The organism is Pristimantibacillus sp. PTI5, from assembly GCF_048572955.1.
In the GTDB taxonomy this organism is placed as follows: Bacteria; Bacillota; Bacilli; order Paenibacillales; family Paenibacillaceae; genus Pristimantibacillus.
Genome location: NZ_CP183886.1, coordinates 6,311,100 through 6,337,071, shown reverse-complemented (window position 1 = coordinate 6,337,071; position 25,972 = coordinate 6,311,100). Strand labels below are relative to the sequence as shown.

The 25,972-nt window shown below is 48.9% G+C and carries 32 protein-coding genes, 1 pseudogene and 1 riboswitch; of the genes and pseudogenes, 13 read left to right on the top strand and 20 right to left on the bottom strand.

Features of this window, described 5'->3' with window-relative positions:
• Positions 1-190: 190 nt before the first annotated feature.
• The 3 genes from ACN6MW_RS27990 to ACN6MW_RS27980 form a co-directional block, all read right to left on the bottom strand.
• Positions 191-853, bottom strand: a complete 663-nt coding sequence (locus ACN6MW_RS27990; protein ID WP_419873061.1) for a collagen-like protein — start codon at positions 851-853, stop codon at positions 191-193.
• Positions 854-1,233: 380 nt separating this feature from the next.
• The gene (locus tag ACN6MW_RS27985) at positions 1,234-1,485 is read right to left on the bottom strand and encodes a YolD-like family protein (protein ID WP_419873060.1); all 252 of its coding nucleotides are present in this window, start codon (positions 1,483-1,485) and stop codon (positions 1,234-1,236) included.
• A gap of 322 nt (positions 1,486-1,807) precedes the next feature.
• Positions 1,808-2,161 carry a DUF3221 domain-containing protein gene (locus ACN6MW_RS27980; RefSeq protein WP_419873059.1) on the bottom strand — a complete coding sequence of 118 codons (354 nt, stop codon included), beginning with the start codon at positions 2,159-2,161 and terminating at the stop codon, positions 1,808-1,810.
• Between the two features lie 156 nt (positions 2,162-2,317).
• On the opposite strand from ACN6MW_RS27980, the gene ACN6MW_RS27975 reads away from it, so the two are divergent.
• The 3 genes from ACN6MW_RS27975 (at position 2,318) to ACN6MW_RS27965 (ending at position 3,626) form a co-directional block, all read left to right on the top strand.
• Positions 2,318-2,539 (top strand): DUF2905 domain-containing protein, encoded by a 222-nt coding sequence (locus ACN6MW_RS27975; RefSeq protein WP_419873058.1) that lies wholly within the window; start codon positions 2,318-2,320, stop codon positions 2,537-2,539.
• A gap of 141 nt (positions 2,540-2,680) precedes the next feature.
• Positions 2,681-2,914 (top strand): WGxxGxxG family protein, encoded by a 234-nt coding sequence (locus ACN6MW_RS27970; protein ID WP_364140703.1) that lies wholly within the window; start codon positions 2,681-2,683, stop codon positions 2,912-2,914.
• Between the two features lie 193 nt (positions 2,915-3,107).
• Positions 3,108-3,626 carry a DUF3231 family protein gene (locus ACN6MW_RS27965; protein WP_419873057.1) on the top strand — a complete coding sequence of 173 codons (519 nt, stop codon included), beginning with the start codon at positions 3,108-3,110 and terminating at the stop codon, positions 3,624-3,626.
• Between the two features lie 117 nt (positions 3,627-3,743).
• Here ACN6MW_RS27965 and ACN6MW_RS27960 read toward each other — a convergent pair whose 3' ends face one another.
• Positions 3,744-4,016 (bottom strand): WGxxGxxG family protein, encoded by a 273-nt coding sequence (locus ACN6MW_RS27960; protein WP_419873056.1) that lies wholly within the window; start codon positions 4,014-4,016, stop codon positions 3,744-3,746.
• A gap of 333 nt (positions 4,017-4,349) precedes the next feature.
• Between ACN6MW_RS27960 and ACN6MW_RS27955 the strand changes: the two genes are divergently transcribed.
• The 4 genes and pseudogenes from ACN6MW_RS27955 (at position 4,350) to ACN6MW_RS27940 (ending at position 5,727) form a co-directional block, all read left to right on the top strand.
• Positions 4,350-4,469 (top strand): YjcZ family sporulation protein, encoded by a 120-nt coding sequence (locus ACN6MW_RS27955; RefSeq protein ID WP_419873055.1) that lies wholly within the window; start codon positions 4,350-4,352, stop codon positions 4,467-4,469.
• 267 nt (positions 4,470-4,736) lie between these two features.
• Positions 4,737-5,162: pseudogene (locus ACN6MW_RS27950) on the top strand (NucA/NucB deoxyribonuclease domain-containing protein); the annotation flags it as partial.
• Positions 5,148-5,315 carry an excalibur calcium-binding domain-containing protein gene (locus tag ACN6MW_RS27945; protein ID WP_419876468.1) on the top strand — a complete coding sequence of 56 codons (168 nt, stop codon included), beginning with the start codon at positions 5,148-5,150 and terminating at the stop codon, positions 5,313-5,315. The pseudogene ACN6MW_RS27950 and the gene ACN6MW_RS27945, both read left to right, overlap by 15 nt.
• Before the next feature lie 91 nt (positions 5,316-5,406).
• Positions 5,407-5,727, top strand: coding sequence for a hypothetical protein (locus ACN6MW_RS27940; protein ID WP_419873054.1), 321 nt, complete (start codon positions 5,407-5,409; stop codon positions 5,725-5,727).
• Between the two features lie 141 nt (positions 5,728-5,868).
• Here the strand turns inward: ACN6MW_RS27940 and ACN6MW_RS27935 are convergent, their stop codons facing one another.
• Positions 5,869-7,398, bottom strand: coding sequence for an FAD-dependent oxidoreductase (locus tag ACN6MW_RS27935; RefSeq protein ID WP_419873053.1), 1,530 nt, complete (start codon positions 7,396-7,398; stop codon positions 5,869-5,871).
• Positions 7,399-7,590: 192 nt separating this feature from the next.
• Here ACN6MW_RS27935 and ACN6MW_RS27930 point away from each other — a divergent pair, with 192 nt between their 5' ends.
• The gene (locus tag ACN6MW_RS27930; RefSeq protein WP_419876467.1) at positions 7,591-8,409 is read left to right on the top strand and encodes an MBL fold metallo-hydrolase; all 819 of its coding nucleotides are present in this window, start codon (positions 7,591-7,593) and stop codon (positions 8,407-8,409) included.
• A 52-nt stretch (positions 8,410-8,461) separates the two neighbouring features.
• Here ACN6MW_RS27930 and ACN6MW_RS27925 read toward each other — a convergent pair whose 3' ends face one another.
• Positions 8,462-8,800 (bottom strand): WGxxGxxG family protein, encoded by a 339-nt coding sequence (locus tag ACN6MW_RS27925; RefSeq protein ID WP_419873052.1) that lies wholly within the window; start codon positions 8,798-8,800, stop codon positions 8,462-8,464.
• Between the two features lie 439 nt (positions 8,801-9,239).
• Between ACN6MW_RS27925 and ACN6MW_RS27920 the strand changes: the two genes are divergently transcribed.
• Complete coding sequence (locus tag ACN6MW_RS27920) at positions 9,240-9,398, top strand: hypothetical protein (RefSeq protein ID WP_364140716.1); 159 nt, start codon at positions 9,240-9,242, stop codon at positions 9,396-9,398.
• Positions 9,399-9,502: 104 nt separating this feature from the next.
• Positions 9,503-10,072, top strand: a complete 570-nt coding sequence (locus tag ACN6MW_RS27915; protein WP_419873051.1) for a nucleotidyltransferase family protein — start codon at positions 9,503-9,505, stop codon at positions 10,070-10,072.
• Between the two features lie 57 nt (positions 10,073-10,129).
• On the opposite strand, the gene ACN6MW_RS27910 is transcribed toward ACN6MW_RS27915, so the two are convergent.
• The 12 genes from ACN6MW_RS27910 to ACN6MW_RS27855 all read right to left on the bottom strand — a co-directional run bounded on the left by ACN6MW_RS27910 (position 10,130) and on the right by ACN6MW_RS27855 (position 22,215).
• Positions 10,130-10,903: a glucosaminidase domain-containing protein gene (locus ACN6MW_RS27910; protein ID WP_419873050.1), complete on the bottom strand. Its 774-nt coding sequence runs from the start codon at positions 10,901-10,903 to the stop codon at positions 10,130-10,132.
• Positions 10,904-11,147: 244 nt separating this feature from the next.
• Positions 11,148-11,654: an ankyrin repeat domain-containing protein gene (locus ACN6MW_RS27905; RefSeq protein ID WP_419873049.1), complete on the bottom strand. Its 507-nt coding sequence runs from the start codon at positions 11,652-11,654 to the stop codon at positions 11,148-11,150.
• A 160-nt stretch (positions 11,655-11,814) separates the two neighbouring features.
• The gene (locus tag ACN6MW_RS27900; protein ID WP_419873048.1) at positions 11,815-12,666 is read right to left on the bottom strand and encodes a TatD family hydrolase; all 852 of its coding nucleotides are present in this window, start codon (positions 12,664-12,666) and stop codon (positions 11,815-11,817) included.
• 3 nt (positions 12,667-12,669) lie between these two features.
• A complete protein-coding gene (locus tag ACN6MW_RS27895; protein WP_419873047.1) occupies positions 12,670-13,467 on the bottom strand; it encodes an ABC transporter ATP-binding protein in 798 nt (265 codons plus the stop codon).
• Positions 13,468-13,470: 3 nt separating this feature from the next.
• The gene (locus ACN6MW_RS27890; protein ID WP_419873046.1) at positions 13,471-14,244 is read right to left on the bottom strand and encodes an ABC transporter permease; all 774 of its coding nucleotides are present in this window, start codon (positions 14,242-14,244) and stop codon (positions 13,471-13,473) included.
• A complete protein-coding gene (locus ACN6MW_RS27885) occupies positions 14,234-14,536 on the bottom strand; it encodes a thiamine-binding protein (protein ID WP_308994609.1) in 303 nt (100 codons plus the stop codon). Before ACN6MW_RS27885 ends, ACN6MW_RS27890 begins: the two co-directional genes overlap by 11 nt.
• A gap of 52 nt (positions 14,537-14,588) precedes the next feature.
• Positions 14,589-15,635 (bottom strand): ABC transporter substrate-binding protein, encoded by a 1,047-nt coding sequence (locus tag ACN6MW_RS27880; protein WP_419873045.1) that lies wholly within the window; start codon positions 15,633-15,635, stop codon positions 14,589-14,591.
• Between the two features lie 183 nt (positions 15,636-15,818).
• Positions 15,819-15,933, bottom strand: a riboswitch (TPP riboswitch).
• A gap of 148 nt (positions 15,934-16,081) precedes the next feature.
• Positions 16,082-17,554, bottom strand: coding sequence for a glycosyltransferase (locus ACN6MW_RS27875; RefSeq protein WP_419873044.1), 1,473 nt, complete (start codon positions 17,552-17,554; stop codon positions 16,082-16,084).
• 179 nt (positions 17,555-17,733) lie between these two features.
• Positions 17,734-18,816: a GerAB/ArcD/ProY family transporter gene (locus ACN6MW_RS27870; protein WP_419873043.1), complete on the bottom strand. Its 1,083-nt coding sequence runs from the start codon at positions 18,814-18,816 to the stop codon at positions 17,734-17,736.
• Positions 18,817-18,832: 16 nt separating this feature from the next.
• Positions 18,833-20,038: a Ger(x)C family spore germination protein gene (locus ACN6MW_RS27865; RefSeq protein WP_419873042.1), complete on the bottom strand. Its 1,206-nt coding sequence runs from the start codon at positions 20,036-20,038 to the stop codon at positions 18,833-18,835.
• A gap of 16 nt (positions 20,039-20,054) precedes the next feature.
• Positions 20,055-21,602 (bottom strand): spore germination protein, encoded by a 1,548-nt coding sequence (locus ACN6MW_RS27860; protein WP_419873041.1) that lies wholly within the window; start codon positions 21,600-21,602, stop codon positions 20,055-20,057.
• A gap of 172 nt (positions 21,603-21,774) precedes the next feature.
• Complete coding sequence (locus ACN6MW_RS27855) at positions 21,775-22,215, bottom strand: hypothetical protein (protein WP_419873040.1); 441 nt, start codon at positions 22,213-22,215, stop codon at positions 21,775-21,777.
• 256 nt (positions 22,216-22,471) lie between these two features.
• Here ACN6MW_RS27855 and ACN6MW_RS27850 point away from each other — a divergent pair, with 256 nt between their 5' ends.
• From ACN6MW_RS27850 to ACN6MW_RS27840, 3 genes are read left to right on the top strand one after another with little or no spacing between them, the layout of a single operon-like run.
• On the top strand, positions 22,472-22,681 hold the full coding sequence (locus ACN6MW_RS27850; protein WP_419873039.1) for a hypothetical protein: 210 nt from the start codon (positions 22,472-22,474) through the stop codon (positions 22,679-22,681).
• Positions 22,671-23,936: a DNA polymerase IV gene (locus ACN6MW_RS27845; protein WP_419873038.1), complete on the top strand. Its 1,266-nt coding sequence runs from the start codon at positions 22,671-22,673 to the stop codon at positions 23,934-23,936. The genes ACN6MW_RS27850 and ACN6MW_RS27845 overlap by 11 nt, the downstream gene beginning before the upstream one ends.
• On the top strand, positions 23,933-24,259 hold the full coding sequence (locus tag ACN6MW_RS27840; protein WP_419873037.1) for a YolD-like family protein: 327 nt from the start codon (positions 23,933-23,935) through the stop codon (positions 24,257-24,259). The genes ACN6MW_RS27845 and ACN6MW_RS27840 overlap by 4 nt, the downstream gene beginning before the upstream one ends.
• 112 nt (positions 24,260-24,371) lie before the next feature.
• Here the strand turns inward: ACN6MW_RS27840 and ACN6MW_RS27835 are convergent, their stop codons facing one another.
• Together ACN6MW_RS27835 and ACN6MW_RS27830 are read right to left on the bottom strand one after the other, a co-directional pair.
• Entirely contained in the window at positions 24,372-25,238 is an 867-nt protein-coding gene (locus ACN6MW_RS27835; protein ID WP_419873036.1) for a hypothetical protein, read from the bottom strand.
• A 218-nt stretch (positions 25,239-25,456) separates the two neighbouring features.
• On the bottom strand, positions 25,457-25,969 hold the full coding sequence (locus tag ACN6MW_RS27830) for a PadR family transcriptional regulator (RefSeq protein WP_419873035.1): 513 nt from the start codon (positions 25,967-25,969) through the stop codon (positions 25,457-25,459).
• Positions 25,970-25,972 lie beyond the last annotated feature (3 nt).

Here is a 25,972-nt window from a genome sequence, read left to right as displayed (position 1 = left end):
CTTAGCGGCTTTTTTTCTTCGTTAAAATTTCCGTCATACAGATCATCCAGCAGGTTTTTTTGCACCCGAAAGGCACGGCTAATTGGTGATAGCCGCGCCTTTTGCAATCAATCCGTATAGATGAGTTGAGAAAACGAACTGCGACAGGCACTGCATGGATATTGACTCGGGTATGCCATTCTATTTCCCTCTATGCGATTTGCGTGATAACAAGGTGTGCTGAAACAGCCGCTGCTGCTCCTCCACCCGCCTGCCCTGCTGAAGGTGTGATGGTTAGAGCCGGAGTATTGCCAGTAGGATTTCGTACTGAGAGTATTTGATTGATTGCTGACGTTTGCACAAGAGCCATTCCCACTATCTGAGTAGCGCCTACGGCTCTCCCGACCCTCGTATAAGCTAGTTCTGTGGCACCGAGAGCTAAAATCAGTTGGCCCGCTTCGCTCACACTCACCTGAAACAAGACCTGATAAACGCCAATTTCAGCCAAGTTAAAAGTATTGTCGCTCAAACGGGTGATAGAAGTGCCACTAGTTGGTCCATCTTGCGGAAAATCTACGGGCGTACCCGCACCAACTGTGTCTGCATTATCACCAGGCATCAACGCATAAAAATCAGCAAAGCCTAATAATCCACCAGGCAGTCCAGGCTGTCCCGTCAATCCTCTCAGACCTCTCAGACCTCTCAAACCTCTCAGACCTCTCAAACCACTAGGTCCAACAGGACCACGAGGTCCAACAGAACCGCGAGGTCCAACAGAACCGCGGCTACCGTTTGCTATGATTTGCTTATTGACGATAATGGGGCAGCAAGCTTTGACTGGTTTTTTAACAAGACGTTTTTTACAAGATTTCAAAAAAAACACCTCCACAATATTTGTAATATATATTATGAAGCTATTCTAGTTGTTGATTGGATGAAAAGCTGATAGTTTTATATTCTTTGCTGCCCAAATCAAGATCGATTGGCACCATATTTCCAAATCCATTTAAAACCGCCCCTCATTCCTCCACAAGCATTTTTGAAAATCCCCAATAAAACAAGGGATTGCCACTTGACTAGGTTGCAAAAAAAACAGCATTTTCACATCTCCCATGAAAAGGGCACCCCTTGCGGGGTGCCCTTTTTTTGTTTAGAGCCTTAATATGACAAGGTTCTCATGGGTTTCATTGAATACAATCTATATGTTTGTCACCAATTGCCCACCAAAAAAGGTAGAGAGGGATTTGCAGTTTTTTATGCGTCAATAGACTGAATCTTCATGATATCCATAAAATGTACTTTCGTTATATTTCCTTTATACTCCATATGGACTGACTTCGTTCTTGAGTCCATCTTTGTTATTCTTCCAAGTACCGGCTGATCCCAATTCCAAACAATCAGCTTTATTTGCAATTCCTCCTGTTGAGCCTCCACCAGGCGCTCGCCCAGTTCCTCCATCTCAAACTCATCCCTAGTTGGCCGCTTTGGTCCTTTTGCCTTTGCCATATCAAATTCCTCCAATTCCTAATGGGAGCTTTTTATTGCTGTCACATGCTCAGTAACGTACGGATCTGATCAAGATTTCACGATTAAAATATTGCGATTGCGGTCATTATAGATAGCACTTTTTGGCCGATATAATTTTCAATTATGCGATGCCAATATTTGCTTTTATTTTAACACAAACATATGTTCGATATCAAAAACAAAATATAACACAATGGTCACAACAATGAAAAGGCATAAACCATGAATATAGATGTACTTACTTTAGTTATTAAAGGTTATGAAAGTTATTCTAATTCCATTTATGAATAATTTCACCTCATTAATCCTCTACTCTTTCTATCTTACCAGCAACAATTTGAGGGGGATCCGATTGCATCACCACATATGCTCCATTTTCATTTGTTTTGGGCGTTACATTAACTTTTTCGCCTACTCTAAGTTCATTATAAAGTTGGGAATTTTCAACAATATAATAGATTAATTCGACGTTATTCTTTTTGAGGGCAGAAAAATTACTTTCAGATTCCTTCCGAGAAATATTCTTCGCTACCAAGATTCTTTCGTCTTCCTTAGATATAATATAATTCCCCTTTGCTGCTTCGGACGGAGCATTGCAACCACTAAGCATACATAAGATAAGTGCAAAAGCTAATCCCATAACTAATTTTTTCAAGGTTTTTACTCCTCCCCGTACCTAACCCTTCATTATTAGACGGATCCACGAAAAATTTGTTGCAATAAACTGCTCGTTCGTTTTCCCTCCATCATTATTTTCAAGAAATTTTGCCCATAATAATGTCATGAATGTATCAAGAAGGAGCCAGCTAAAATGAATGCAATTCCCAAATTTCTTATCCTAGCCGGTATCGCGTTAATTGTTATTGGACTGATTTGGACAGGCTTAGGAAGGTTTATCAATATTGGGCGTCTACCTGGCGATATCGCAGTCGAAAAAGGAAATGTGAAGTTTTATTTCCCTATAGTCACATGCATCGTTATTAGCGTTGTTTTGTCTTTGGTCGCATACATCGCCAGATGGTTTTTCAAGTGATGCAAACCACTCACACGTAAAGGATTATTTTCGGATATTAATGGTCTTAAATACCTATGCGGTTAGCTTGAGTATAAATTTAAGCTTTATAACTAAAAATAATCTCGATTTCAATTCTAAACACGAATGGAGCATGTAACTATGAAGAAAGTAATTTTAATGGTTAGTTTCATCGCATGTTTAATGATGTACACAGCTATACCTGCATCGGCAGATCGTGCCAATAACGGAACAACGGTGAACGCAAACAATTACAGAACAACTGCTGCGACAGACGATGATGGAATTGATTGGGGTTGGCTTGGTCTTCTGGGTCTGCTCGGTTTGGCAGGAGCGAGAAACCGCGGGCGCGAACGTGATCGTGACCATGCTTAACATTTGATTTATCAACAAACACCCCCCTCTTACATGGGGGTGTTTGTTTTGCGTTTTTTTGCCCCAAATATTGTTAGAGGCTTCCTTTTTATCGAGCTGTTGGTAACTCTTTCAAACTTAGACCGTACATTCTTTCATTGCTCAAGGATATAATAAACCAGTCAAATTGAGACTAAAAGGAGAACATTCAATAATGGGGATTTTAAGCGGTAATCCAAAAGACGAGCCGATGCACTATGGTGAAATCTTTAGTGTCTGGACAGCATCTACGGCAGCTAAAGGCGCTGTATCCTGCTACCAAGCCTACCTAAACCATTCCGGTGACAAGGAACTTAAAAAAATTCTTGAAGCTCTCATTGATCAAGCTAAGCTTGAAATTAAAGAATTAGATACACTGCTTACGGATAACGGAATTGCTTCCTCGCCAATGTTGCCTGAAAGACCGCAAGTTAAACTCGAAGATATCCCGGCGGGTGCAAGGTTCACCGATCCTGAGATTGCTGCTAAAATCGCATCTGACGCCTCTTTGGGATTAATTGCTTGCAGTCAAGTTATGGGTCAATCCATCCGAGAGGATATTGGTGCTTTATTTGCTAAATACCATATGACCAAAACGGCATTAGGCGTTAAAATACTCGAGATGAGCAAAGAAAAAGGTTGGATCATTCCTCCACCCCTGCAAATTAAAAGACCTGAAGCTGTCCATGCATAGTTTTGTTTATAACCCCGCCCTTAATGGCGGGGTTTTTTTGCGAGAATTTTCCGCATAGCAACTGTCAAATGAAAAAAGACTGCCAAGCGGCAGTCTTTATATTAGACGTTCGATCATTTATCGGTTGTTATTTACGCGATTCACATGATCAGTACGGTCATGATCACGACTTTTCAAACCAGCCAATCCGATTAACCCCAATAGACCCAGCCAGCCCCAATTGCCATCGTCACCATCATCGTCGTCTGCGTTATTCATCATTTGTGTTTGTGCTGCTGCATTGTTTGTTGCATCCGCATTCGCATTCGTATCCGTTGCAAATACTGCAGTAGAACCCAGTGTCGATACAATGATTACAGTCATGAACACGAGTTTGAATTTCTTGAACATAGTGACCATCTCCCTTGTTTCGAATGTGTTATGGTAATGCTTGCTCTATATCTACCCTGTGATTAGGAATGTGAACCAGTACATGGCTTATATACAATTTAAACTCTCAATCATACCCGCAGTGAGCGAAAATCACGAGTGCCTGATCCTTCAGGTGCTCTTACATAATTCTTTATTCGTTTCGTTTTGTTTCTGCTTCACCGGCAAACGGCAATATCCGCCTGATTAGGCTGATGACACGGATAAGCTGCCTTGGTAACAAACACCCAATCAGAATCCTGCATTCCAACATAATCTACAATGTACACAAGACGTAAGGAGGTGTAATGAACAATGTCCGGATACGTTGGTGGTGCATTTACGAATACCGGTACCATTCTGGTCCTTTTCATCTTATTGGTGATTATCGCTTGCAGCTGCGGAGTTTTTGGCGGCTTAGGTAAATGTTACTAAAATAAGCGATTTCGCTTACTCAACATACAAGGAGGTGCAATGAACAATGTCTGGTCATGTTGGCGGTGTTTTCACAAACACGGGTACAATCCTGGTCCTCTTCATATTGTTGGTCATTATCGCTTGTAGCTGCGGTGTATTCGGCTACTAATATAAATTTGGATATACCGAAAAAGGCCCCTCTTGCGGGCCTTTTTCGTTTTTCTCATTTCGGCGATTTCAAAAGTATAGTATGATGATTTCAAATACTCGGAATGGAGATACATCATGAAATCATATTTAGCCGCGCTGCTTATTTTGACGTTACTCCTCGCAGGTTGCGGTGATTTATTAATAACCACTGCTTCAAAAACTACCATTTCGGAAACGGATTATGATGAAACCATCCTATTGCCGACCGACCGCTATCCGGAGACGATGGCGCATATCGCTTCAGCGATAAAGGCCGGAGCTTCCGCCATATGCACGATTGACAGAAATGGAGCTGAATCTAATCGGGAAGCTTCTTTGAACGGGATTCCGATAAAGAAAGGCTTTGATCGGGATGAATGGCCGATGGCAATGTGCCAAGAAGGCGGTGAAGGCGCAGATATCGCTTACGTATCACCGAAGGATAATCGCGGCGCTGGCTCGTGGATTGGAAATCAATTAACAGATTTAAAGGACGGTACGCGGGTTATGTTCGTGATTGACGGCGAACCTGAACAAACGGCAGCAGAAGAAGAAAAGGTTTATTACGCCAACTGCAAAGCCGCAAAAGACGCGGGTGCATCTCCCTTACACAAAGGGGATCCCGGCTACAACGAGAAATTAGACCGAGATAAAGATGGCGTTGCATGCAGTTAACTCATATCTATTCCGTAAACCTTTTCCGAATAGAATCCCCCCCTTTAAAACATAATAGTTGAGTAATTCCAATCAACTAGGAGGCGTTAACTTGAATCAAATCACGCAAACACAACAAATTTCACAGCTAGTAAATCAATTGATGCAGCAAACACAGCAGGCGTCTGCAAAATATCAACAATTGCTGCAGCAGGAGCAAGCAAATGCCATTCAGCTTGAGCAGCTTGCGCATCGCGAGCAACAAGCCGCACAAATGATTCAAACTGCTTTGCAAGGTCACCAAACGGCTATGCAGCAGCTTCAACATATTAACAGCTTATGTAATCAGTTGGCTCAATCTTCTTCTTTTGCGCCAAACTATATGTCTAATCAAAATCATGTATCCCCTTATTCAAACTACGCACAACATTAAATGGTTAGCTTTCCTGTGACCGTTTTTAATTAGTTTCTATCAAAACAAAAAAGTCACCTTAATGCTCATTCTCTAGAGCTTGGGGTGACTTTTTTGTTCATGGATTGCTGCTCCCGTTTCCTTTCAGGGCTTAAATTAAATTTACATCCGCAAAGTCTTCAACGGCTCCTCCGCTGGGCCTTCAATGACATCGCCATTGATAGCAAACCTGGAGCCGTGGCATGGGCAATCCCAAGTCCTGTCTCCATTATTCCATTCGACCTCGCAGCCCATATGCGTACATGTGGTATCAACAAGAAAAAGCTTGCCCGCTTCGTCTTTGTACGCTCCCGCGCGTTTACCGTGAAGCTTAACGACGCTTCCTTCATCCGGGGCCAAATCCTCCGGACGCTTGTGCACCATTTCTAGCTTGCCAGCTATGAGATGCTTCGCTACATTCGCGTTTTCTACGACAAGACTCTTCATCGTACCAAGCGTGATGGAGCGTGACGGCGCATAGAGATCTTCGTAAGCATTTTCCTTCTCCGTAATTAAATCTCTAATAAGCAGGGCAGCAGCCGTCCCGTTCGTCATCCCCCATTTGCGATAGCCTGAAGCGATGTACACATTAGGGGAGGAAGAAGTAATGCGGCCGATATAAGGGATTTTGTCTCCGGTAACCAAATCCTGGGCTGACCAACGGTAGGCAATCTCTTTCACTTGAAAATGCCCTTCGGCATATCTCTGCAATTCCTCATAATGATTTATCGTGCATATGCCTTGACCGGTCTTATGGCTTTGGCCTCCGACAAGCAGCAGCTTGCCATGCTCCGCCGTTTCCGCATAACGAAAAGATTTTTTGGGATCCTCGGCGCTCAAATACATTCCTTCCGCAAGCTCATCCGCCACATGAATGCCAAGCACGTAGGAGCGGTCCGCATGCATTCTCGCGAAATAAAAGCCATGGCCGTCATAAAACGGAAAATGTGTGCATGACACAATATGCTTGCATTTTATCCGATGCCCTTTACTTGTAATGACCTCCGGCAAAGGTCCCTCCTCTACATCGATTGCCGTAGTGTTCTCGTAGATGGTTCCGCCCGCATCGATGAACTTCTGGGTAAGGGCATTTAAATACTGCAGAGGATGAAACTGGGCTTGACCATGCATGACCACAGCAGCTTTTGCAGGGATTTTCAAGGGAATATGTTCTGCATAAGCTCCCGAAATACCAAGCGCCGAATAAGCAGACATCTCCTTCTCAAGCTTTTTTATGTATTCATTCGAATTTGTATAAACATAAGCGTCTTGTATCGAAAACCCGCATTCTATTTTGTTTTTTTCTATCGTTTGCTTGATAAAATGCAGCGCTTCATTGTTTGCTTCGTAGTACAATGCCGCTTTTTCTTCTCCTTCGCTTCGAATAAGCTCGTCATAGATCAAATCATGCTGCGACGTTATTTTGGCAGTCGTATGTGCCGTTGTCCCCCCCAGAAGGCTGCCCGCTTCAAGAAGTACGACTTTCAAGCCTTCTTGAACAAGCAAATAAGCCGTTGTGATTCCGGAAATTCCGCCTCCTACAACCGTTACATCCGCTTCGGTATTTTGCTCAAGCACAGGAAAGGATGCATGCAGACTCGATGATTCGGTCCAATAAGACTTTGGAAATTTGGGCATGCCGTTTGTTGTCATTTTGGTCATCTCCTTTTAGACATAGATACTCCTTAATTTGCACGGATTTATACTATCTCATTCTTAACCTCAAAGAGCCGGTATAAAAACGTTACATCGAATAGAATAACCACACGGCATTAGGACAGTTTATAGAGGTATGTAATAAAAAGGAGGCGTTATACCTTGGAGAGCTCGTTTGAGCATACTTTTATGCCAATTACGACCTTTGCAAGCGGAGAGGGACTAGCTTATCGGCCTGATATCTTTTGCTTCCCCATCCAGATCGTTAATGTATGTTTCATTGGTGATCCGAAGGATGAACATGGAGGCTGGGTTTTGGTTGATGCCGGCATGCCCAGATCCGCGAAAAAGATTATAAAAGCAGCGGAGGAGCGCTTCGATTTTCCGCCTAAAGCGATTATTTTGACCCATGGGCACTTTGACCATGTCGGCGCCATTATCGAGCTGATTGAACATTGGAATGTTCCCGTTTACGCACACAAGCTGGAGCTGCCTTATTTGACTGGCAAGTCCGACTATCCGCCAGCTGATTCTTCCGTACACGGCGGTCTTATTTCGGAGATGTCTCCCTACTTTCCGCATGACGGAATCAATCTTGACGACCATGTGCGGCCATTGCCTAAGGATGGAAGCATTCCTGGGATGCCGGATTGGGAATACATTCATACGCCTGGCCATACGCCTGGCCATATCTCCCTGTTTCGACAAGATGACGGCACTTTGATTGCCGGTGATGCTTTTGTAACCGTGAAGCAAGAATCGCTCTATAAAGTCATGACGCAAGAGCAGGAAATAAGCGGTCCGCCAAAATACTTCACGACCGATTGGGATAAGGCCGAGAAATCGGTAAATAAACTCGCTGCCCTTGACCCTTATTTAGCGATTACGGGGCACGGGGAGCCGATGTTCGGCGAGCTTCTGAAAGACAACCTGAAGCTGTTAACCCAGAAATTCAAAGAGATCGCGGTACCCGAGCAAGGAAGATATGTAGCCGAGAAGCCGCATTGACCAAACAAAAACCCTGCCGCATCGGCAGGGTTTTTACATTTCCAGAAATTAATTACGTGCGCTCATGACGGCGGTTTCTTAGTCCGGCTAATCCGATCAGCCCGAGCAAACCGAGCCAGCCCCAATCCATATCATTATCGGTATCCGCTGCTGTTGTTCTGTAATTGTTCGCGTTCATATCGTAGCGATCATCTACGTCCAAAGCGCGAGCAGCCTTATCGACTCCTCTTTCGACATCATTGCGCATGCCGGTATCCGGAACCGCAGTACCCATTCCTCTGTTCGTGTAATTCTCCATTGTACCCGTTCTCGAATTATCAGCAAAAGCAGGTACCGCAAGCACAAAAGTCAAGCATACAACCAAACAGAACACTGACCAAAACTTTTTCATTTACTCGTCCCCTTATGTGTTAGATTTTCGTTCCGAATTATTATTTCTCGGCACCGTCAAATCTATACCGAACCGCAGCAAGGGGGCTAATACATCTTTAAGGCAGCTTTCGCCAGCTTCTTTGTATTTCATCAATTCAATATTCTGACAAAGTTTTTTAAGGTGATGTTAAGGTTGGTTTTTTATACTTAGAGACATCAACCCCACTGTTGATATCTATAGATCTAGGACACAGGCCCGCAGCGATGCGGGTCATTTTTTTTAATGCCGGAATCCTAAAGCTGCCGCAAACCTTGTAGTTCTCCTTTTTTTAATTTCCTCCTTATTATTTGGAACCATACAACCCATAAAAACGTTATAATCGAATATACTTTCAGGAAGTGGATGCTTGCGAAGAAGGCTTTGCCTTGCAAAGCCTAAGCTTTAGGAGGCGATGGGTATGGAAACATTCGGCAGAGGCTGTTTATACATTATTTTCGGTGTCATCATCGTGATGGCGCTGGCTTTTATCGTTGGAGGCACCATTACGATCCCCTGGTATATTCTGATTCCCTTAATCATACTCGCCTTCTGGGCCGCTTCCCGGAAAGGGAAATGACCCTGCTGTTTAAACACAGCAAAGAAACCGGCACTCGATCAGACGAATGCCGGTTTCTTTCTGCAAACATGCAATGATTATTGCAACAAATGGGAGGATTTTCTTTGAAGCTGCATACACAGGAAGACATTATTTTGCTGGTTAGCCAAGATGATTGGATGATGGGCGTTTTAAAAGCAGCGCAAGCTTTGCATTTGCCTGACTGGTGGATCTGCGCTGGCTTTATCCGCTCCAAGATTTGGGACACGCAACATGGCTTTGGCGAAAGGACCGTTACGGCTGATGTAGACGTCATCTATTATGACGCCAGTGTTCTAGACGAGGCCGAGGAAAAGAAGCTAGAAGCACGATTGCGGATCTGTCGCCCCGATATTCCCTGGTCCGTCAAAAATGAAGCAAGAATGCACCTGCTTGACCATGCGCTGCCCTATTCCTCTTCGGTCGATGCGATCTCAAAGTTTCCCGAAACAGCTACCGCGCTTGGGATTAAGCTGAGCAAGGATAACGAAATCGTGCTAACCGCCCCCTGCGGAATCGACGATGTCATACATATGCGGGTAAGGCCTACTCCTTTTTTCGCAAGTTCGGAAGAGAAGCTGAAGCATTACTATGCCCGTATGGCCGCGAAAAAATGGAAGCAAACCTGGCCGATGCTTTTGATCGATGCCACTTAACCGCGCGAAGCCGTGGCAGCTGCTATTTATATCTCAATGAGCTGTTTTCTTTTAACCCTATTCCAGCAAAATGACTCTGGCTAAGGGATCCCAATTCGCCGTAAGCCCCAGCTCTGCTGCCAATGCTCGAACCGGAACATACCCCGTTGCTTCGGACAAAATGGACTCCAGCGCACTGCCGTTGACGGTTACCTGCGTTCCCGTCCAATCGATTGCTCCCCCAAGTGCTTCTCCGAACAGCCTGGCCGGCACCCAAGTCACTCCTCCAAGCAGATAGCCGTCTGAAATAAACTGTCCTTGGTACAAAACTACAATAAGCTCGGCATCCTTCAGTTTCTCCGGCTTCGGAAACTGCTTGCTGCCTGCGGCATCATAGCGTTTTAAGCCATATTGGCTAATGATCGATTTTAATTTTGTAGGATAAGCGGGATCTGTCGCATAGCCGCACGCGAAGAGCATATCCGCTTGCCGCTCTGGCGTTAAAGCCTTCCGAACGCGTTCATACCGCGGGGTCGCCAGCAATAAATCTAAATCTTTGTAAAAATGATAGACGCTCTTATAGGCGCGGAATGCCGCCCGGGTCGTTTCGCTTCGCCCGTCGACTACCTCCCATGTCCCCTTCACGACAGCCTCGCCCTGCCAATAGGCGTTCGATTGCCCGCTGCCAACCTTAATGCCGCCTAAATTGTACCACGGGTGAATAACGCCGCCGGTTTCAAGCAAATTTTGCGCTAATCGCACGGATGGAAACATCGTCGAACCTTCCCGTCTAATCTTGATGACGGTAGGAGCCAGAACCGCAAAAAATTGATTTCTGGACAACTGTGCCATTGTCCCACTCCCTTCTGCCGCTTCCTGCAGCGCGTTTGATCGTACCTGTTGTCCTTATCTTTTGTATGCAGCAGCTCAGCATTTGGCAATGGACAATAGGGTAACGATAACCGCGATCCACTTATAGGCTACTTCGTTTAGATCCGAAAATTAAATACAGCAGCAGCCCCGGACAGCATTACAAAGTCCGGGACTGCCGCTGAATTAGTTAACCATTCGATTGCAAATCCTGAATTTGCCGCAGTTATTCGAAGGCACCTTTTTCGATTAAACGGCCGGCTGCTTTGGAATTGCCTTTTTCCTTTGCCAAGCTTAGTGCCGTTACTCCACCCTCCGCCTTCGCCTGGATGTCGGCCCCATATTCGATCAACAGATCGATTAGTTCAATATGATCGTCATGGAACGCCGCCGAATGCAAGCTCGTATGTCCGTTGCTGTCAAAGATATTCGGCTTCGCATCATGCGCGAGCAGCATTTGGATGACATCCATATCCCTTTCTCCCGCGATAGCGGCATGCAAGGCTGTATTGGATGGGATATAGCTTACTTTGGAATGCGATAAAGCATTCACGTCGGCGCCGTGCTCAAGCAGCAGCTTAACGGCATCGGCATGACCGTAATGCGCCGCATAACCTAAGGGGGTCAGCCCGTCGCCGTTCTCCGTATTGGATAATAAGGGGTTCACTTCTAGCAGTTCCTTTAACTGCGCCGTATCTCCCTTGCTGGCTGCCGCAAAAAAATCGTTTATCATTTGTCGTTGACCTCCGTCATTTCCTTTATTTCAGCTGTGTATTAAGGATTCGCTGCCATACAAAAATTTCCTTCTTGGAATGGAGGCTGTCCAATCAAAAAAACCGCTCCGCCAGAGTGTTCCTCTAAACGAAGCGGCCTCTTGGCGCTTTCGGCAATCTTTATTGCATACCGTAAAAACGGCGGGTATTCGCAAGCAAGAGCTCCGCGGCCTGCGATACAGGCAGCTGCTTCAAGCGCGCGATGCGCTTCGCCGCATCCGCTGCCATTTGCGGCTGGGTCCGGCAACCTGCATACGGCCCTTCGAAGGGCCACGGTCCATCTGTTTCTACCATTAGCTGCCTGATGGGATACTGCTCTACAAGCTGCTGGATTTCTTCCTCGTAGGCGACATCAGGCGTCACAGACACCATATAGCCGCTTGCAGCCATTCGGCTAATCACATCCGCGCTGCCTTTGAACCAATGGAAATGCGCTTTGCGAACGCCGTATTTCTCTAAAATATCGCAAGCTTTCTCCGCATCCTCATACACGGCATGCAGCACGATCGGCCGATCCAGCTCCGCAGCCAGCGCGGCGAAGCGCTCAAGCAGCTCCAAATAAGGCTGTTCGTCAAAAGCCGCCCCTTCCCGTGCGGCCTCCGCCTCTGTCCGCGTATAATAGGGGAGTCCTACCTCGCCAATCGCGAACGGCTCGCCCTCGGCATGCCTTTTACGAATCCATGCGAACAGCTCATCGATTTCCGCGGCGGAAGGTATCGGCTGCTCAGGATGAAAGCCATAGGCCGGATGTACGCGTCCAGCGTAACGCTGGGCGATTTCCAGATTCGCCTTAGACGATGCCAAATGCATCGAGACCGCAACCACACCTGCAACCCCTTCAGCAAAGGCGCGCTCAAGCATTCCAGCCCGTTCCTCCACCGCATACTGATCCAGATGGATATGTGCGTCTATGCAAGCGTCAGCCGGTAAACTAGACTGCCCTGGTTGCTGCACTTTTACCCTATCTCTCATCCGCTATATTCTCCCTTCCCTTGCGCCGGCCTTAAGGAGCCCATGAATACGCTGCTTCAGCGCGTTAAACTGCGGATCCGTCCATAAAGCCTCCTGGCGCGGACGCTCGAAAGGGACCTGAAACTCCTCCAGTACCTCCGCGGGAGACGCTGATAGCACAAGGATCCGGTCAGAGAGGAACAAAGCTTCCTCTATACTGTGCGTAACGAGCACCACCGACCTGCGATTCTGTTCCCAAATGGACATAAGCCACTGCTGCATTTGCAGCCGGGTTAGAGCGTCCAGCGCCCCAAACGGCTCATCCAGCAGCATCAACCGCTGCGGCGCAAGCAGCGCGCGCAGGAAGGAAACGCGCTGCTGCATGCCGCCTGACAGCACATGCGGGTAGGCATTCGCGTATTCCTGCAGGCCGATTCGCTCCAGCCACTCTTTTGATTTGAGCTTCGCCGTCTTTCGGTCGACGCCCGAAATCTTCAGCGACAGTTCAATATTGCCGGTAACGGTTTGCCAAGGAAGCAGCGAAGATTGCTGCGGCATATACGAAATATGGCCGCGCTCGCCGGTCGTATGCTTCCCATTGATCCAAATCTCACCTTCCGACGGCTGTTCCATGCCGCCGATGACTTGGAATAACGTCGTTTTCCCGCTGCCGGACGGTCCTATAATCGATACAAATTCTCCGTCCGCTACCGTAAAGGACAAGCCGGCCAGTACCTCTTTGCTTGACGCTCCCTTGCCATATTTCTTCCGAATACCCTTTACTTGCAGCGTTGCCGATGGTTTGCCTGCTGTACTGCTCATTCGCTACCTCACCTCTTTCTCCGGGCGCCAACGAATGATGAGACGCTCTGCCCATGTTACTAAGCCAAACAGCGTCAAGCTGAGGGCAACGATAATAAAAACGGCCGCAAACACCCGGTCCGGCATAAAGCCCTTGGACGAGATGAGCATAAATGCCCCCAGCCCCTTGTTTGTGCCAAGCCATTCAGCCACAATCGCGCTTAGCACGCTATACGAGGCAGCAATCCGTAGACCGGAAAATAAATGGACGATCGCATGCGGAAGCTCCAGCCGCCAAAACAGCTCCAGCTTGCGAACCCCGATCATTTGCAAATAGTTGCGAAGCTGCGCATCGGTATTCATGAGGCCGCTAAGCATGGCCACTGTAATCGGGAAGAAACATACCATGATGACAAGCAATGCCTTTGGCAGCAGTCCAAAGCCAAGGAGCATCGTCAAAATAGGCGCAATCGCGATAATGGGTACATTTTGCGATAGGACAAGCAGCGGATATACCGCCGTTCGTACGCCGGGAATTAAATGCAGCAAAGCGGCGAGCACGAAGCCCACCGCCGATCCTCCCGCAAAGCCGAGCAGCGTAAGCTGCACCGTTGCTTCCGTATGCTCCATTAGCCGCGGCCATATTTCAATCGCCTCTTGTACGATTGAAATCGGCGACGGGATCATCCATTGGTCAAATAATTCAAGCCATGCCGCGGCCTGCCAGCCAAAGAGCAGTACGATAAGCAGTCCGGTAGGCGGCCCGATTTGCGTCCAAATGCTTCGCTTATTGCCCATCTGGATATTTCTCCAGCAGCCTGCCCATTGAAGCGCCGTTTGCCGGATTATAATAAATTTTAATTTGCGAAATGACCGATGGACAGCCCATCTCCGTCATCGCCTCGCTCATCGACTGCACCACGCCAAGCAAATGGCTGAGCTCGCCTTCCATTGTAGTTTCGAGCGGCGCAACGCGGTACGGCACTCCCGCTGCCTTAATGATTTCGATTGCCTTGTCCACATAGGGGATGACGCTTTCGCCGCCTGGCGTTGTCGGTAAAATTTGAATGCTTACTAATGCGTTTGCCATTTATATTCCCTCTCTCTCATCGTTGTCAAAGACAGCGGCCTTTTTCCAGCTGTTATTCCGGCAAAAACGCATTCGTAAATGCCTTGTCCGCCTCAAGCTCTTTCTCAAGAAGCTTATGTTCAAACATCCAGCCGGCGTAATTCTCCCAAACGCTCAGCTTCTGCTCGCCCCAGCGCGGCGCATCGTCCTTGTATTTCGGACTCAGCCAATTTTGGCTGGCACGCACGAGCTCCGCGTTCAAATCCGGCTCCGCTTTGATCAAGACCTCCGCCGCATCGTCCGGATTGTCGATCGCGAATTGGTAGCCTTTGGCCGCAGCAGCGGTAAATGCTTTTACGATCTCCGGCTTGTCCTTGATCATCGTCTCGTTCGTAGCAAGCACCGGCGTATAATAATCCAGCTTGTCGCTGTAATCCGTCAAATAAAGCATGTTGATCTTCTCGCCGCGAAGCTCTGCCTCTACGCCTGTCCACGCATAATAGATCCAGGCAAAATCAATGTCCCGCTTAACCGCCGTAAAAAAGTCGCTGTCGCCGATGCTGATCATGTTAACCTTGCCCACGTCTGCGCCTTTTTCCTGCATCAGCGATTGGATGACCGCCTCTTCAACGGGAGCTCCCCAGCCGCCGTACGTTTTGCCTTCGAATTTCTCCGGCGAATCGATCCCCTTGGCAAGCGGCGACGCAAAGCCCGAGGTGTTATGCTGGATCACGGCTGCGATCGACACGATCGGAACCCCTGAGATACGCGCCAGCGTAATCGATTCTTGATAGCTTACGCCGAACTGCGCGCTGCCGGAAGCGACCATTTGATCGGCACCGGTTTGACCCGGCTGAACGATTTCCACGTCCAGTCCCTGCTCCTTGAAGAACCCTTTATCTCTAGCGACATAAAGCCCGGTATGATTGGTGTTCGGCGTCCAGTCCAGGACGACCTGCACCTTCTCGAGCGGCTTATCCGCTGTTCCCTCTTGCTCTTGTGGCGGCTCAGTCGCTGCCGGCGCGTTGTTGTTAGCGCCGCAGCCTGCCAGCGCCATTACGAAGACGAGCATAGCGGCTGTCAGCCTCCATGACATTTTTCCTGCTTTTCTTGGATTCATGATGTTTGTTCCCCTCTCACTGCTTCTATTTGTATAAGGCGACGAGTCCTCGTAATATCCGGTGCCAAGCTGCCGATTTCACGCGGCAATAAAAAAAAAACGTCCTCCTAATCCGGAGGACGCCATATCATCGGCTTGCAGCTGTTTGAACCAGCAAAGGCTTGATCGAATCGACCAGCCGGCTTTCTAAACAGAGCTTCTGTCCCTACGCTGGCATTATCCAGATCAGGTTTAACGGGTCGGAATTGTACTGATAATCCCCTCTCAGCCGGCCTAACCAGCTCCCCGGAACATATTCGGTTTCGTCAACAACTTTAATTGTATAGCAAAACCCGAGTATAATGCTAGTCTTTTTTTGCAAATGATTATCATAGGTCCTTTAATCGTCTCAGCCCGATGCGATGGCGTTCGTCCCAACAAGCCTGCGCATCGAGGGAAACCCGGTATCATCGAACGATTTCCGCTGCATCCGATTCCGGATCGCTGCTCTCCGGTCCGGCAGGCGCTTCTTTTTTAACTCCATCCTGCCGGCAGGCAGCACGAGCGACGCGGCCATATACAAGGAGATGAGCGGCGGTCAGCTCATTCGATATCGCCCCGTCCGTTACCTGCTCCAGCAGCCGAATATAAGCGAGCTGATCCTTCGGTATATTTTCGGAGAGCGTTACCTTAACGTAGGAGAGGCCAGCCAGCGCAAATAACCGGTTGACCTGCTGCGTCGTATACTGGACAGCCGCTTGGCGCTGGGCTTTAACATTCGAAGGGTCTAAATATTGCCTGATGTTCTCGAAATACAAACGGTTCGCGAAACACCCGATAATCCAGCCGCCGGGCTTCAGCATACGGACGAGCCGTCCCATCGCCCGCGGCTTCCCGTAAGCATGGGCATCCCCGATCATAATCCCGTCTACGCCTTCGGCTGGTATCGTCCAATGCGCCGGCTCGTTTGAGCGGAACACCGAAATGCCCGAAGCTTCGGCAATGGCTGCCGCCACCTCATTTCGTTCGACGCCATACCATTTGGCTGCCGGAAACAGCTGCTTCATATGGAGAATCGTCGCTCCGCAGCCGCAGCCAATTTCCAGGATGGAGCAATCCTCGCGCCTAAACTCATGCGATTCCCGCTGGATAACGGTACTGAAATCCAATCGTATATGCGCTGCTTCTTCCGGAAGAAAGCCCCATTTTGCCATAAAAACTTTCGCGTCTTCCTTAAAAGTCCGCTGGTACGACTCGGGACCGGAGCTGCCGGCAATGCCGCCTGAGCCGGAACGATGAATAAAAACATCGCCGCATACGATGAGCTTATAGCCTGCCAACCGCAGCCGCAGTCCGTAATCGTCATTCCTAAAACCGCCGTTTCCGAAGCTCTCGTCAAGCGGTCCGACCCGCTCCCAAGCCTCGCGCCGCATCAGCAGGCAGTAGCCCGCCGGCCTTACGCGCTCCTCCCATCTCGTACGGTCGGGTATCGCATGCAGCGCGGAAGCGAACAGCTCCATTTCCTCCACACTGTTATACGTAACCGGAATAGCCGTTCCCGAAGGGGCCGCGTTCGTAACGGGACTCACAGCGCCGATTTGACCGTCGCTGAACATGCAGCGTTTTAATCCATCAAGCCAGCCTGGCGTAACGATGGTATCGTTATCGAGCAGCATTAACAGATCGCCCGAGGCCGCTGCAATGCCTGGATTGCTGCCTCTTGGTGAACCTGCCGCGCTTTCGTTTTCAATAAAAATGATGTCGCTTTCGCTTTTAGCCCAATCCACCGTGTCATCCGTCGACCCGTTATCTACAATAATCAGCTCATAGCAGCCCCGCTGCGTATGCCTCCGAATGCTCTCCACGCATTGCTTCGTATAGTCAAGCTTATTGCAGGTAACAAGAATGATGCTGGTTATGCAACCACTGGCATCGCTCACGCATGTATCCCCCTCAAGCAAGCGTAAACGGCTCACGCAGTCCTTTGGCGGCATAAGCCCGTTTCGCGATAAAATATAAGCACGGTTTGATGTCGTTTTATTGCTTATATTTCAAGCTGTACCCATAAAATATGTCGGCGCAGCCGTTTCGGTGAGAGATGCAGGGCGGCTATTGCGGTCTATGCGGCTTGTTTATATTTTTTCCTTATACCTGCCACAAGCATCAGGAATGGCAGGATAACCTGGAATAAAGGAACGATCTTCAGCGTAATATCGAGCCCGATCCAGATGTGATACGTATTATTCGGTTCCAGGAACGACGCGCCATAGATGACGAGTCCGACCGGCAGCACGCAGTAGCGGTACGCTATGCCTGTTACCGTCTTCAACGTGAATACCGCCGCCATATACAGCGCGGTCATTTTGACATAAAGACCGATAAAAAGCAGCAGCGTCACAATGACATCAAGCCGCTCCAGAAAGTTAGCCAGTCTAATCAATTGAACGACCTCAAGCAGCGGCAGCGCCGTAATGGCGGCAAGCTCTGGGCCTAATACGCACATGACGAGAGAATTCATGAGGATAAGAAAAGACGATACCCCGATAAAAGCCCAATAGGAGGCGCGTCCGATAATTTTTTTCTCGCTCACATGCTTCCAAAAAACGAGGAAAATGACCATTTGCCCAAAAGGAAAGGACAATAAATCCGGAAATGCCGCCTTTATAACCGGACCGAAGCCATTTTCCAATATCGGTAACAATTGCGACAATTTAGGCAGTCTCGAAATGAAAATCAGCAAAAGAATGGATGCATAGCTAAGGGCTACGATCGGAAACAACAGCTGCACGACGCGGACAAATACTTCAATCCCCTTGCTGACGGTATAAGCCGCAGCGCTCAGGATAAGCAGCATAACAATCCATTTCGGCGTAAAGGTAAGCAGCGCCATCATCGTAAGCTCTCCTACATCCCGTACGTTTCGCATCGATTCGTAAGCAAACCATAAAGCATGGAGAAATCCGATAAAACCGCCGATCCATTTTCCGAAATGCATGATGTAGAGCTCGGCAAGTTCCGATTCGGGCGAACGCTTCTGGATGCGCACGTACATTACCGTAAGCAGCAGTCCCGCAAACGCGGCTAGCGTCATCGCCATCCAAGCATCCTGCTTTGCCTGAATGCCTAGCTCGAACAAAGGCGTGCTGCCAATCAAAAAAACGGCGATCAAAATAGAAAGCTGATTTTTTCCGATCTGCTGCATACGTTCTCCTTTCCGCTTATGGGCTGCCCTTTTTCTGTTCTTTCTTAAATCCGCTTCCGCTCATGCCTGTTGAATCCAACCGCACTTTTATCGATACCTTTACTTCCGTGTCTGGGAATAACTCCGGCCAGCTATCGCTTATTTTTGACCATTGCTTCGGGTATTTTTTGTGAATCGCGCTGCCAAAGCCAACCACATCGGTCTGCTGCTTGCGTACGGCCTTCCAGCCCTGCTCTATTATGGAAGTGATTTCTCTTTCTATGAGCCTCTCGATTTTCTCTACCTGCTTCGGCTTCGCGAGGTCGCCCTCGCAATTGTATTCCATCAGCGCCCCGTCCGCGCTCGCATTCACATGCATAATCCACTTGCCGTTTGAAAGTTCGGGTCTAAGCTTGGTCTTCGCATGTATAATGCGAACGGAGGAGCTTTTCTGCGCTCCGTCCTCCGAGCAGGCAAAGGCGATCGTCGTTCTCTTCACATGATCGGTAAGCCACATCACGCCTAGACTCTCCTCATTGTCAATCCAGCCTACCAGCTTATCGCCTGCAATCAGCGCCAGATCAAACAATCTAACCTTGCTGGGCGTGCTAGTATGCGTCAGCTGCTCAGCCCGGTCAATATTTTCATTCGCCCCCGACACAATCAGGCCAGGTATGCTTGTTGCATGTGTCGTACCCAGTAAATCGAGCAGCAATTGATGTATGGTCATTTGACGGAAGGTGGAGCTGTTCATTTCTTCATTGGTAATCATCCGTTGAATGGCAGCGCCTGGAATTTTCTCCAGCGGGATCAGCTGCTCCAGCATGCGCCGCGCGCTTCCCTTCGCTATATAGACGCTTACCGTCTCGCGAGAGTCATGATTGCGCAAATAGGTGTCGAGGAGCGGGCCCAGCCCTTTGCGTGCAGCCTCTTGACCTATGATGATAATTTGAGTATGCGAGAAATAAAGCCGGCGCGAGGTCTCCTGGCTCGCCTTACTCACCGCGCTTCGAACGCTCTCGCCTTTCGTTGAGAATACATTGACCGCGGCCGAGTTGCCGGCAGCGCTTTGGCTGGAAATCGCCTGCGGTATGACGACCTGGTACGAAATCACCCAATTCCCGTCCTTCCAGTCAAGGCCGGATGCGGAAATAACGGCTATATCGTTCAGCTCCACGCGGTTCCAGCAGCCTGTTGCCAGCAAGCATGCAAGCAGCGGCAGAAGCAGCCTCCATTTATTCATTGCCGTTCCCCTCCCGTTAAGCCTTATCGGAATGACGCTGAGCCGGCGGCTTTTTCCCGTTCGGCCTCCGCTTTGGATTTCGCAGGTTTAAATCAAGCGGCCGAAGGACAATCGCCCACCATGGCAACCTTATGAATACGTCTCTCCATGGTCCTTGTTTAGTTGGTCCCGGCGCCAAGGGAGACATGTACGGCACCCCGAAGGAGCGCAGCGACGTCAGATGGATCAGCATAAACAGCACCGATATAAAAATGCCGAAAAAACCAAAAATACCGGCCATAATCATGAACAGAAACCGGATAATACGCGAGGTCGCCGCCATATTGAATTCCGGCATAACAAAATTCGAAATCGCCGTGAAGGAGACAATGATGACCATCCCCGCAGATACGATACCCGCCTGTACGGCCGACTGCCCTAACACGAGAGCGCCGACGATGGAAATGGCAGGCCCGATGGCTCGCGGCATCCGCAGGCCCGCTTCCCGCAGCACCTCGAACGTCAGCTCCATCAGAAGCGCTTCGACGAGACCCGGGAATGGAATGCCTTCGCGCTGTGCTGCTAGACTAATAAGCAGGGTTGTCGGAAGCATCTCTTGATGATAGGTCGTTACCGCGATGTACAAGGCTGGCAGCACAATGGAAACGACATAGGCGCCGTAACGGATGATCCGCACGAATGTGGCAATATCAAATCTTTGATAATAATCCTCTGGCGACTGGAAAAACGTAAAAAAGGTGGTCGGGGCCATTAAGGCCATTGGCGAACCGTCGATCATCACCGCTACTCTTCCCTCAAGCAACGCTGCCGCAACCGTATCCGGCCTCTCCGAATTCAACATCGTAGGAAACAGCGTAAAGGTCTCATCTTGAATGAATTCTTCGATATAGCCGCTCTCGAGCACGCCGTCGATCTCGATATCCGCCAATCTTCGGTAAACCTCTTTCACGATTCCTTCGTCAACTATCCCGTGCAAATACAGCACGGCCACGTTGGTATGGGTTTGCCGGCCAATCTTATGCATCTGCACATGAAGGTCGGAGGATCGGATAATGCGGCGGATCAAGCTGATGTTAGTCCGAATGCTTTCCACAAAGCCGTGCTGCGGCCCCCGAATAACCGTCTGGGTCTGGGGAATCGTGACGCTTCGCTGCTCCCCTCCGCCCACGTCAGCCATCAGCGCCTCTGTGCTTCCGTCCGCCATAATCACGCAAAGCCCGTCCGTCATAAATTGCAGCGCTTGTTCCAGTGTATTTATCGTAAGCACCGAGCCGATTGAAACGACGCAGCCGCGAAGCGCATCAAGCAGCTTTCCGCCCTTTACGTACGCATGCTGAGGCAGCTTCATCGACATTAACGGCTCCATGACACTTTCGTTTATGGTCTCGGAGTCCACGATTCCATCCACATAAATAATCGCAATCTCGCGGTCCGGAGCCGCGTCGCTGCGAAACATCCGAATGACGATATCCGTACTGCCGCCGAAGCGATCGCGAATCGTTGCGACGTTTGCATGCAGCGACGGGCTAAACGGCGTGAACGTACCTGCGTCTTGTTTATTCATAATGGCACCTTTCGTTTCCATGTTGCTTCTATTTTGCCGCATTATGGGTTTAAATATGTACGGCATGATCTTAGGATATAGGAAAGAGGACAGTCCGTGTCCGAACCGCCCTCTTCCCCATTTGATTTCATTTCCACCCTGCAGTACGAATTGCAATCTTAGCGGCGTGGCCTTACGCGCAGCGAATATCGAATCCGGAACTATATCCCTCGTCGAGGATATAAATTTCATAGTATCGTTTATCGGGACCCGGAGCCCATTTCGTTTCTTTAAACAATACCTTTATTTCGACCTTGCCGTTGCCCCTGGCTCCCTGCGCCATGAGCCCCCTATAGTGGCTGCGGATCTCCTCCTCGCTAAGCTCCGTTTCATAGGTAATAGCTGCCCGAAAATCACAATTGTCTCCATTGCCTATTAAACCTCCCACTCTCGCATCGTAGTCTGCTTCTATCGTGTTTGGAGGTAAGGGAACGTTAGGCAATTGGCTGCTGAACTTCTTTAACGAGTAATCGTTCAAACCCGCGGATAGGGTAAACGGATTGGCGGCAAGCAATAGAAGCATGACAAGCAGCAGCCATTTTATTTTTTTCCCCACTTTCTTTTTGCTTTCCAATTACCGGTCTCCCTTCAGCTGGATTGTATACTCCGACCATTCATCAGATTCTAAATATTGTAAATACTATATTCTCGCTCAAAGCTATCTTTCCTTTACTATGTAATAAAAGAACAGGAACGTAATGAGGTCATGCTCTTCTGAATTAAATCAACAACCAGCCCTTGTAAAAAATAACCACAAAAATCCTGTAGTATCAGAACGCATGTTCTGTATATAATAAGAACAGACGTTCTTATACCGAAGGAGGAGCATCATGGCATTGGAAAAATGGTTCAATACGATCGGTTGTGTCGTTGATGTCATTTATATAAGCAAAAAAGGAGTGTTTACGAAGCGAAGAATCCGGGTCCTCTCTGTCAGGGACGGCTATATCAGAGCCTTTTGCCTGGACTCCGGCGCGCAGCGCGTCTTTCTCTCGGCAAATGTGTTAGCGGCAGAGCTGGTGAACCGAGATGTCTCCTAATAAAGTTATTATGCTTGCGGATTGCCAATCCTTTTATGCATCTGTGGAGAAGTCGGAGCATCCCGAGTATCGCGATTTGCCGCTCGTCGTCGCCGGGGATCCCGAGCGCAGGTCGGGCATTATTTTGGCTGCCTGCCCCATCGCCAAGTCATTTGGGGTAACGACTGCCGAACGGCTGGGCGATTCGCTTGCGAAATGCCCGAATTTAGTCATCATCAAGCCGCGAATGCAGCTGTACATCGACATTTCGATGACGATTACGCGCATTTACCAAGCCTATACCGACCTCGTTGAACCCTATTCCATCGATGAGCAGTTTCTCGATGTGACAGGCTCGCTCCATTTATACGGCTCGCCGGAAGAGCTGGCGCATCACATCCAGACCCGTATTCAAGCCGAGCTTGGCATATACACCCGATTCGGCATTGCAGAGAACAAAATGTTAGCGAAGACGGCCTGCGACAACTACGCGAAAAAAAACGGTTCCGGGATCTATATTTTAACAAAGGAAAATCTCCCCGAAACGCTATGGACCTTGCCCATCTCCAAAATGTTCATGGTCGGCAGCCGGATGACGAGGCATTTCCAGTTCATGGGACTGGAGACAATCGGCAAGCTCGCCGCGACGCCGCTCGATAAGCTAAAGCTGATGATGCGCCGCAAGCTTGGCAAAAACTCGGATATTAATGCGGAGCTGTACTGGAATATCGCCAATGGAATCGATAATAGCCCCGTCACCCCGGGGACGCATGAGGTTGCTCCGAAGGCAGTAGGGCATATGATGACGCTGCCGCGCGACTATGGAAAGCTCGAGGAAATCAAGGTCGTGCTTCTTGAGCTGACTGAGCTCGTCTGCCAGCGCTGCCGGGGCAAAGGGTATATGGGGCATGTCGTTTCGGTTGGCTTGATGGGCGCCGATTATGATCGGCCGTCCGGCTTTAGCCGCCAGATGAAAATGGACGATCCGACGAACATCACCAATCAGGTCTATCGCGCCGCCATCCAGCTGGTGCTGCGGCACTGGGACGGCTATCCGGTACGGAAGGTTGGCGTCAGCCTGTCGCAATTCTCCCAAGATGACGAATACCAGCTTTCTTTATTCGACACCAGGCGCGAGAAGACGATGGCGCTTGAGAAAGCAACGGACGCCTTGAAGCGGAAATACGGAGACGCCGTTATTTTGAGAGCAGTGTCCATTACGGATGCCGGTCAGGCGCTCCATCGCTCGGAGAAGATCGGAGGACATTATAAATGAGAAAGAAGCTTGAAGGCAACGGAATTTGGGAATCCAGTCGCATGATGCTGCCCGAGCACAAAGTGGCGATTAATGAGCATGAGAAAGCTTTGCGGAAGCGGGAGCGCGTAGAGCTTGACGAGCAGGAATGGGAGCATGTGGCCCGCTCCGTGACGGAGTCGCTGCAGCAGCGGCAGCCGATTACGCTCCGTCTGTTCCACCCGCTCGAGGAGCTCACGGTCATCGGCATCGTAGAACGCATTGACCAGCTGAAAGGCCGTTTTATGGTCGATGGCGAGTGGTTCCCGATTCAGGATATTGAAGGCGCCTCTGTGCAGGAATAATGAGAAACCGCCCCATCCACAAAAACGGCAGCCTTGGCCCGAATATAGGGTCGAGGCTGCCTGACTGCACGCACACGGAAAATTATTTTGATGATTTCAAAGCCGCTGACGGCTACAGACTTTTGGAGATGTAACTTTTTTGGCGCAGCATCAGGATAACGGGTACTAATGCGGCGAGGAAACAGCATGAGGCAAGAACCGGAAGCAGCGTCCATTCAAAAATGGAATTTCCGAGATACGTTTGCCAGCCGATCAATGCTAATCCAAGCAAATAAGTAAGGCCGGAAATATGAATCGACGTGCGGCGAACGGGAGAGGTGAGCGACTGGCGTTCTGTCAGCCAAGCTACAAAAGGCAGCGCCTGCAGCGCATGAAAACCGAGTCCATGGAGCCAAATAATATTTCCGTGCAAACCGACAAGCCGCCCTTGGTTAACGGAAATCCATATCCCTGCCGCAAAGGAGAGCATAACCGCAACCATGGCGTACCGAATGCTGAGCACAAGCTCCGGGCGGAGCCGATAAACCTTCTTACGGTAATATTGAATGGCTAAGAAGAGATAGAACACTACCAGCAAAAGAGCAACCAATCCAAAGATCGAACCGAGAGCCGTATCGAAGGCTGTTCCGTCCTGTACGAATCTCGGATTTACACCGCGGAAATTTTGAACGGTCTCCGCAAAATAGGAATAAAACGCCAGTAAAATATAAGACCACCGAAAAAATGCTTTACCTTTCTCCCCCATTGCCGAAAATGGAAGGATCGCTGCCGTGGATAGCAAAAATATGCCAAGCGCGGCATTAAAGGAAAATGCTTTCAACACATCCCCTTCCGGGGCTACGGCTCCCCCGTTCAGCATGCCCCATACCCCGCAAATCACCGCAAGTAAAAATCCGAGCAGTCCGGTAAGCACCAAGGACTTCTCCCCTTCAAAAAACTTGACTGCCGGACGCAGTCCGCTACCTGCTTGATTATTCAATTTAAACACCCTTCCTGCCATGAGTTGATGACTCTCACTTTACAGGAGGGATGTTACATTTTTAACGGACGCAGGTTTGATTTGCAGTTGAACCTTCAGGATGGTTTTGTACTCGACTTAAGTCTGAACCTGACCATTATTCCAGTCGAAGCGCATGCCCTCCTTGTTGCCTTAGTTAGGATTTGTTCAGAGGCTTAAAAAATCAATGTTTTGTAAGATTATGGCTCTGCATGATAGAGAGAATCAACGAGCTCAAGCCATTTCATATCCGCCTCGAGATGAAGCAGGCTGCCTTCCAGCAAGAGCAGCATAGCTGTATCACGCTCCGTGTCCAGCTCATTTTTTAAATGCGTCATTTCAAGCACAGACATAAGCAGCACCCGCTTCTGACCGTCAATCATCCCGCGCCATTGCTCGAAATCAATTCTCTTTGCGCAAAGCAGCTTGAAATAGAACTCATCCTTAAACAAGGAACGCTCGACAGGCTGAAGCAGCCAATCGAGCAATTCATCTGTTCCTTTATCCGTTATTTTATAGGGCTTACGGTCCTGCCCCTCGCCCTCCAAAGGCTCTGCCAGCAAATCGCGGACAAGCCGGTCTAGAGTCGTGTATATTTGTCCGGTATTAAGCGGCCATTGCTTGTGTACCATCTGCTCAAACTCCGTTTTAATTTCATAGCCATGACGCGGCTTCTGGTACAAAAGCCCAAGTATGGCATGTTTGATTGACATAAG